Origin of the sequence: Rhizorhabdus sp. (assembly GCF_018006725.1) — a bacterium.
Lineage (GTDB): Bacteria > Pseudomonadota > Alphaproteobacteria > Sphingomonadales > Sphingomonadaceae > Rhizorhabdus.
Genome location: NZ_JAGMXV010000228.1, coordinates 1 through 7,233, shown reverse-complemented (window position 1 = coordinate 7,233; position 7,233 = coordinate 1). Strand labels below are relative to the sequence as shown.

General features: G+C 67.7%; 3 protein-coding genes and 1 pseudogene. 2 read left to right on the top strand and 2 right to left on the bottom strand.

Annotation, left to right across the window (positions count from 1 at the left end):
* The first annotated feature begins 258 nt into the window (after positions 1 to 258).
* Positions 259 to 2,742, top strand: coding sequence for a DNA topoisomerase (ATP-hydrolyzing) subunit B (gyrB, locus tag KAY22_RS22075; RefSeq protein ID WP_296625345.1), 2,484 nt, complete (start codon positions 259 to 261; stop codon positions 2,740 to 2,742).
* 120 nt (positions 2,743 to 2,862) lie between these two features.
* On the opposite strand, the gene KAY22_RS22070 is transcribed toward gyrB, so the two are convergent.
* Both KAY22_RS22070 and KAY22_RS22065 read right to left on the bottom strand, forming a co-directional pair.
* Positions 2,863 to 4,212, bottom strand: coding sequence for a DUF3999 family protein (locus KAY22_RS22070; RefSeq protein WP_296625344.1), 1,350 nt, complete (start codon positions 4,210 to 4,212; stop codon positions 2,863 to 2,865).
* The gene (locus tag KAY22_RS22065; RefSeq protein WP_296625343.1) at positions 4,209 to 7,046 is read right to left on the bottom strand and encodes a DUF2339 domain-containing protein; all 2,838 of its coding nucleotides are present in this window, start codon (positions 7,044 to 7,046) and stop codon (positions 4,209 to 4,211) included. Before KAY22_RS22065 ends, KAY22_RS22070 begins: the two co-directional genes overlap by 4 nt.
* 96 nt (positions 7,047 to 7,142) lie before the next feature.
* On the opposite strand from KAY22_RS22065, the pseudogene KAY22_RS22060 reads away from it, so the two are divergent.
* Positions 7,143 to 7,233: pseudogene (locus tag KAY22_RS22060) on the top strand (YaiI/YqxD family protein); the annotation flags it as partial.

Genomic DNA, 7,233 nt, shown 5'->3' with positions numbered 1-7,233 from the left:
GCCTGCGTCTGGACGCCTTCGACGCCCTGCACAACCGGCCCTTCGACGCCGAGACTTTCGTGGCCAGCCAGATTCTTTATCGCCGCATGCTGCGCTGAACCTCCCCTGCCGTCCCGATGTCGCGCCAGACGACAAGCTCGGTCAGAGCCGCGGCGCCGCCGCGCACGAAGCCGGGGACGGCCGCAGCGGAAGGGCCTGCGGACATCGATTCGGCCGCTTTCTTTTGGATTTTATGACAGCCGGGGCTATAGGCTCGGCATGACGAACGAAACCGAGAATAGCCCGAACACCAACAGCTATGGCGCCGATTCGATCAAGGTCCTGAAGGGCCTCGATGCCGTGCGGAAACGGCCGGGCATGTACATCGGCGATACCGACGACGGATCGGGCCTCCATCATATGGTGTTCGAGGTGTCGGACAACGCGATCGACGAGGCGCTGGCAGGTCATTGCGACCGGATCATCATCACGCTGAACCCCGACGGATCGGTTTCGGTCGAAGACAACGGCCGCGGCATCCCCACCGGCATTCACGCCGAAGAAGGCGTTTCGGCGGCCGAGGTCATCATGACCCAGCTCCACGCCGGCGGTAAGTTCGACAACACCAACGACGCCAACGCCTATAAGGTGTCCGGCGGTCTGCACGGCGTCGGCGTGTCGGTCGTCAATGCGCTGTCCGACATTCTCGACCTGACGATCTGGCGCGACGGCGAAGAGCATTACATGCAGTTCCGCCGGGGTGACGCGGTCGCGCCGCTCAAGGTGGTCGGGCCGGCCAACGGCAAGAAGGGCACCAAGGTCACCTTCCTGCCCTCCGCCGACACGTTCAAGATCACCGAGTTCGACTTCGACAAGCTCGAACATCGCTATCGCGAGCTCGCCTTCCTCAATTCGGGGGTCCGCCTGTTCCTGGTCGACGAGCGCCATGCCGAGCGGCGCGAGGTCGAGCTTTATTATGAAGGCGGCATCGCGGCCTTCGTCAAATATCTCGATCGCACCAAGGTGGCGCTGATGCCCGAGCCGGTGGCGATCATGGGCCAGCGCGACGATGTCGGCATCGATGTCGCGCTCGAGTGGAACGACAGCTATTATGAGCAGGTTCTCTGCTTCACCAACAACATCCCGCAACGCGATGGCGGCACCCACCTCGCCGCCTTCCGCGCAGCGCTGACCCGTACGCTCAACAATTATGCGGAAAAGTCGGGCGCGCTGAAGAAGGAGAAGGTCAGCCTTACCGGCGACGACATGCGCGAGGGGCTGACCGCGATCGTCTCGGTCAAGCTGCCCGATCCCAAATTCTCTTCGCAGACCAAGGACAAGCTGGTCTCCTCCGAGGTCCGCCAGCCGCTCGAAAGCCTGATGGCGGACAAGCTGGCCGAGTGGCTGGAGGAAAATCCCGCCCATGCGCGCTCGATCGTCCAGAAGGTGATCGACGCGGCGGCCGCGCGCGAGGCCGCCCGCAAGGCGCGCGAACTGACCCGGCGCAAGGGCGTGATGGACATCGCCTCGCTGCCCGGCAAGCTCGCCGACTGCCAGGAGCGCGACCCCAGCAAGTGCGAACTGTTCCTGGTGGAGGGTGACTCGGCCGGCGGATCCGCCAAGCAGGGGCGCGACCGCGTCTATCAGGCGATCCTGCCGCTCAAGGGCAAGATCCTGAACGTCGAACGCGCGCGCTTCGACCGGATGCTGTCGTCTAAGGAGGTCGGCACGCTGATCCAGGCGATGGGCACCGGCATCGGCCGCGACGACTTCAACCTCGAAAAGCTGCGCTACCACAAGATCGTCATCATGACCGACGCAGACGTCGACGGTGCGCATATCCGCACGCTGCTGCTGACCTTCTTCTACCGCCACATGCGGCCGATCATCGAGGCCGGGCACCTCTACATAGCTCAGCCGCCGCTCTACAAGGTCAGCCGGGGCCGCTCGGAAGTCTATCTGAAGGACGATGCGGCGCTCGACGAATATCTGGTCACCGCCGGCCTCGCCGCGATGATGCTCGAATCACCGCTCGGCGCGCGTTCGGGCGAGGATCTGCGCCAGCTGGTCGAACATGCCCGCCGGATGAAGTCGCTGATGCGCTTCGTCCCCAAGCGCTACGACCCGGTGATCGTCGAGGCGCTGGCGCTGACCGGCGCGCTCGATCCGGACGGCGACGAAGCGGCCCACCGCGCTGCGGCGGCCCGCATGGCTGCGTGGATGGGCCGGATGGACCCGGAAGCGAAATGGACGGGCGATCTGTCCGAGGATGGCGGCTACGACCTGCGTCGCCTGTGGCGCGGCGTGACCGACGTTCACCTGATCGACCCCGCCTTCATCCGCTCGGCCGAAGCCCGCAAGCTCCACGCCCTCGCCTCCGAACAGGCCGACAGCTATGCGCAGACCGCGCGTCTGGTCTCGGTCAAGAGCGCGGCGGCACAGGCTGCTGCCGAGGCCGAAGAGGACGATGTTCCCGATACGCGCGGCACGGCGGTGTTCCAGCCGTCCAATCTGCTCGACGGAATCATTGCTGCCGGCCGCAAGGGCATGTCGGTGCAGCGCTACAAGGGGCTCGGCGAGATGAACGCCGAACAGCTGTGGGAAACCACGCTCGACCCCGCCAACCGCGCGATGCTCAAGGTCGAGGTCGCACAGGCCGACGTCGCCGACGAGATCTTCACCCGCCTGATGGGCGACGTCGTCGAACCGCGCCGCGAGTTCATCCAGGAAAATGCGCTGAGCGTCGCCAATCTCGACGTTTGACCGCTTTCCTCTTCGACCGGATGGGAGGAGCGTAGCTGGCGGCGGCGGCGTGTAGCGCCGTCTTCGCCCTGCCTCCACCATCCGGTCCGCAGGCGATCCTTCCCCGTGCCCGAAGACCGGCTATTTTCCCGGCTTCCACAATTTCCACACCATCAGCGCAAGCGCTGTAACGCCGAGCAAGAGCAGACCCCAGAGCAGCGCCTTGCGCTGGCTGAAGCGGTCGTCATCCCCCTTGGCCAACGCCAGAATCGGTGCGGCCGCGGGAAGCTGCACCGACGCGGTGGGCAGCGCCTCGACCTTGCCGAGCCGGTCGCCGGGGACAAGTTCTTCGATCGCGAGAAAGCGGTTTTCCGCTCCCCTGGCGCCCGCCGCCAGTGTGTAAGGCGGCCGGCCGCTGAACAGGGCGAGCAGTTCCATCGGTTCGAACGACAGGGCGATCCGCGGCGGGGCGGCGAAGCCCGCTGTGCGGCGGTCCGCTTCGATGCGATAGTCCGAGAAGGGCGGGCCATCGAGCGCGACCGGCTCCATCCCGCCAGCCCGCACCACGCCCGCGCCGATCGAGATCCAGTCCTGGTCGGGCGCGTTGCGGCCGAAGATCCGGACCGGGACCAGCATCTCTCCCGCCGCCGGGCTGATCCGCAACCCCGCTGGCGCGACCGGATGGCCGAAGCCGAAGCGCAGTTCATGCGCATGGGTGCGGCGCGGGGTAGCGATCATGATGGCGGGGCGATCGCCGCCGATACGGTGCGCGACGATCAGCGTCGCGCCCTCGATCCTCACCGGGCCGAGCAGCTTCGACGGGCTCGTCCAGCGGATGCGCAGATAGCGGCGATGGAGATCGGCCTCGCCCAGATCGATATCCTCGGCCCCGATCGCGCCGCCGATATCAGCGCTCTTGCGGTAGAGGACGCGGCCACCGAGCGGGGTCCAGTCCTGCAGGTCGGCGCTCGACTCGACCGTGAAACGGACCGGCTGCTGCGCTGGCCAGAGCGCGTTCAGGCGCAGGCTTCGCACCGGATCGGCGATCGTGCGGGTGTCGAGGAGCACGCCGAGCACCGCCGGTTCGGCCTCGCCCGCCTTCGTCTCGGTCATCCGCACGACACGCGCCCCGCCGAATTCCTCGACCACCACTTCGGCGCCCCGCGTCCGTAGCGCACCGCCCGTTCCCAGGATCGGCAGGGCTTCGAGCGTCGTCGAACGCAATTCGGCGGTTCCGGCGGGTGCTAGGGTGGCGGCGATCGGCAGCGCCGCCCCCGTGGCATCGAAGATCCGCACGTCGGACCGATCGGGCGCCGTCAGCGCGGCGAGCGCCACGGCGGGCAGACCCACCCGCTGGAGCGGTGCGCCCGGCGCGGGCGTCACGCCAAGCCGCACCGAATAGACATCGGGCTGCGCGCTGTCCTGCGCCGCCTGCTGGTTGCACCCGGCGAGCGTGGCGGCTGCCACGGCGATCATCGTCCAGCGGATCATGGCGCCTCCCCCTCCTCACGCGTGCCGCGCGGCGGCAAGGGGGCGACATAGCCGACCACCAGCATCAACGCACCGACGACGATGAAGGTCACGATCCTTGCGCCGCCCCCCGCATTGGAGAGATCGACGAAGAACAGCTTGAGCACCACCAGCACCAGCAGCGCCGCCCCCGCCAGCCAAAGCGGCCGCAGCGCCCGGCGGTGCGCAGCCAGCATCAGCCCGAGCGCGAGCAGGGTCCACAGGATGGCAAGTCCGGTCTGGACGACGAAATCGCCGAGCAGGGCATCGCTGTTCCACGCCACGCCGAGCATCTGGTGAGCGAAGCGCAGCCACATCATATTGATCGCGACGAAGCCCAGCCCCGCCAGCGCGATCCATGCCCCCCGCAACCAGCCCGAACCCGCATAGGGCGGGTCGGCGGCGAGGATGCTTCGCCACCACAGGATCAGCGAGGCAAGGCCGAGCAGCACCGTGAGATCGACGGGGTTGAGCAGCGGCAGATAGGGAAGCGGCCGGGCATCGCCCTCCGCCACCAGAGCTGCGAGCAGCGTCCCGCCATAGACAAGTGCCGCAAGCAGCACGGCTGCCTGGAGATGATAGCCGGCACGGTGGAGATCGAGTGGCCAACGCGCCGCCCCCCGCCCGGCCCATAGCGTCAATGTCAGCAGGATCGCGGTCGCGCTGACCAGGAACACCACTCCGGCCCAGCTGCTGTTCCAGAGATTGCCGCGATCGACGCCGAGCCACAGGCAGTCGGCGAGCAGCAACGTCGCCAGCCAGACGCCGCCGACATGGCTGGCGCGGGCCAGCAGGAAAGACGCCGATCCCGGAACGGCGTCGCTGTCATTGGCCCGGAGCAGATGGATGTGCAGTGCGGTCACGACGATCCAGATCGCCCAGCCGGGGGTGTAGAGAATATGCTCGTCGAGGGTCGCCTGGGCCAGCCAGCCGACGAACAGCACCAATATGGTCACCCGCCCCGGCCAGCGCGCGACGGCCCAGCCGGTCCGCCGCCCGAACCAGGCTGCGGCCCAGGCGCTTGCGACGATCGCGAGCATGGCGAGCTGCGACTGGAGCGAAGGTGGGAAGAGCGGCGCGGGGTAAAGGTGGGAGCCGTCGGCGGGGAGATAACGGCAGATTTCGGCGGTCAGCGTGAGGCACCAGAGCAGGAAGGCGAACAGGAAGGCGGGCTTGGCCAGCCCGGCCTCGAATCCCGCATGGCGGAGGGCCCAGCGCGACCCGCTGTGCGGCAGGGGGTCGCGCAGCCACCGGGCGACCGCAAAGGCGGGCAACGCCACCAGCAGACCGGTCATGAACACCGGGTTGAGCAGCGGCAGGGCTGATATATTCCCTCCGATCATCCCCATGAACATCAGCGCGGCGACGAGGATGAGCAGCAGCCCGAACAGCCGCGGCATCCAGCGCGCCTGGCGCATGCCGACCCAGAAGGCTCCCACCCCTTCGAGCGCCCAGGCCGATCCGGTCCAGCGCGCGCCGAGCGCCAGCGGGATGGCGAGGGTGGCGAAGCCGATTCCGATCGCCAGCATCGTCTCAGCCAGTAGGCGGAAAGCCTCCCCGCCCCGCCGCATCACCGCCATCGCCAGGGTGAGATAGAGCGCACCGAAGCCGAGCGCCGCGAAAGCGCTGCCATAGGTAAGGCCGCGGACCAGCCCGACCTCGAGCCCGAACCCTGCCAACGCGACCCCGAACAACAGGCTGCTGTCGACCATGCGGCCGACGGGTCCCTGCCGGTTGCGCGCATAGAGGATCGCGGCGGCGAGATAGATCACGACCGAGAGAAACAGGAAGATCTGCGCGACCACGAAATCCGCCGGGCGATAGCTGAGCACGCCCCAGAAGGTGGCTATGCCGAAGGTCGCGGTGAAGCCGATCAGATTGATGCTGCGCCAGGGCCGTTTCCAGGCGAGCGCCAGCACGCCGATGTTGAGCAGCGCATGATAGGCGAACATCGCCGCGACCGGCCCGCCCTCGCCCCCGAGCAGAAGCGGTACCGCATAGCCGCCCACGAAGGACGCCGCCGCCAGCCCCTCGGCATCCTGAAGCAGCGCCAGCGCACAGCCGCCGAGACAGACGAGCACCATCAGCGCGAACGCCGCGGGCAATGGCAGCACCGGGTAGAGGATCGCCCCCGCAAAGATCGTCAGATAGAGGATTGCCACGCCGCCGCCTTGCAGCGCCAGCGCGAAGCCGGGCCGTGCGGTACGGCGGTTGAAGCCAATGACGAGCAGCGCGATCCCCGCCGCCGCGACGAGCGCGAGCCGCAGTTCGATCGGGAGCAGACCCGCCCCCGCCGCCCACCGAGCGAGAAAGGCGAGGCCGATGAACAGCACCACCAGCCCGGCCCGGACGATCGTGTTGCCTCCGAGCAGCCAGTCGCGCGCCGCCGTGAAGCCGCGTTCGGCAATGCCGGGTTCAGCGGGAATTTCGATCGCGGGGGACGGCGCTGCGACCACAGAGGGTTGGACGACAGGAACGGGTCGGGGCGCCACGATGTCGCCTTGCACGACTTTGACGGTCATCGGGCGCTCCGGTTCGGATGTCCGGGCGGAGTCTTCGGCCGGAAGAGCGCCGTGCGCTGCGAGCATCGCCGCGATCTCGGCGCGGACCGCCTTGCGCAGTCCCCATCCGGCGGCAGCCCCGGCGAGTCCGCCGAGGATCATCCCGACCTGATCGAATTCCGCCGCCATCCAGCCGAGCAATGCCCCGACCACAACGCCCCAGAGGATCATCCGCTCGTCTCCGCAAAACCGCGCAAGACCGCCCTCGGTATAGCAGCGGCCTTGGATCGTCACCCCAGCGGTGGCTGCGTCCATGTCTCTTTTCGTCGGCAACGGCATCCGGGAAGAAAACAACCATGGGTGCCAGCCTTTGCTGGCATGGCGGACGGCAGGGGATTAAGCGCCGGTCTCATGGCTGACTCCACGCTCCGCATCCTCGTCGACGCCGATGCCTGTCCGGTGAAAGAGGAAATCTACAAGGTCGCGTGGCGACTGGAGGTAC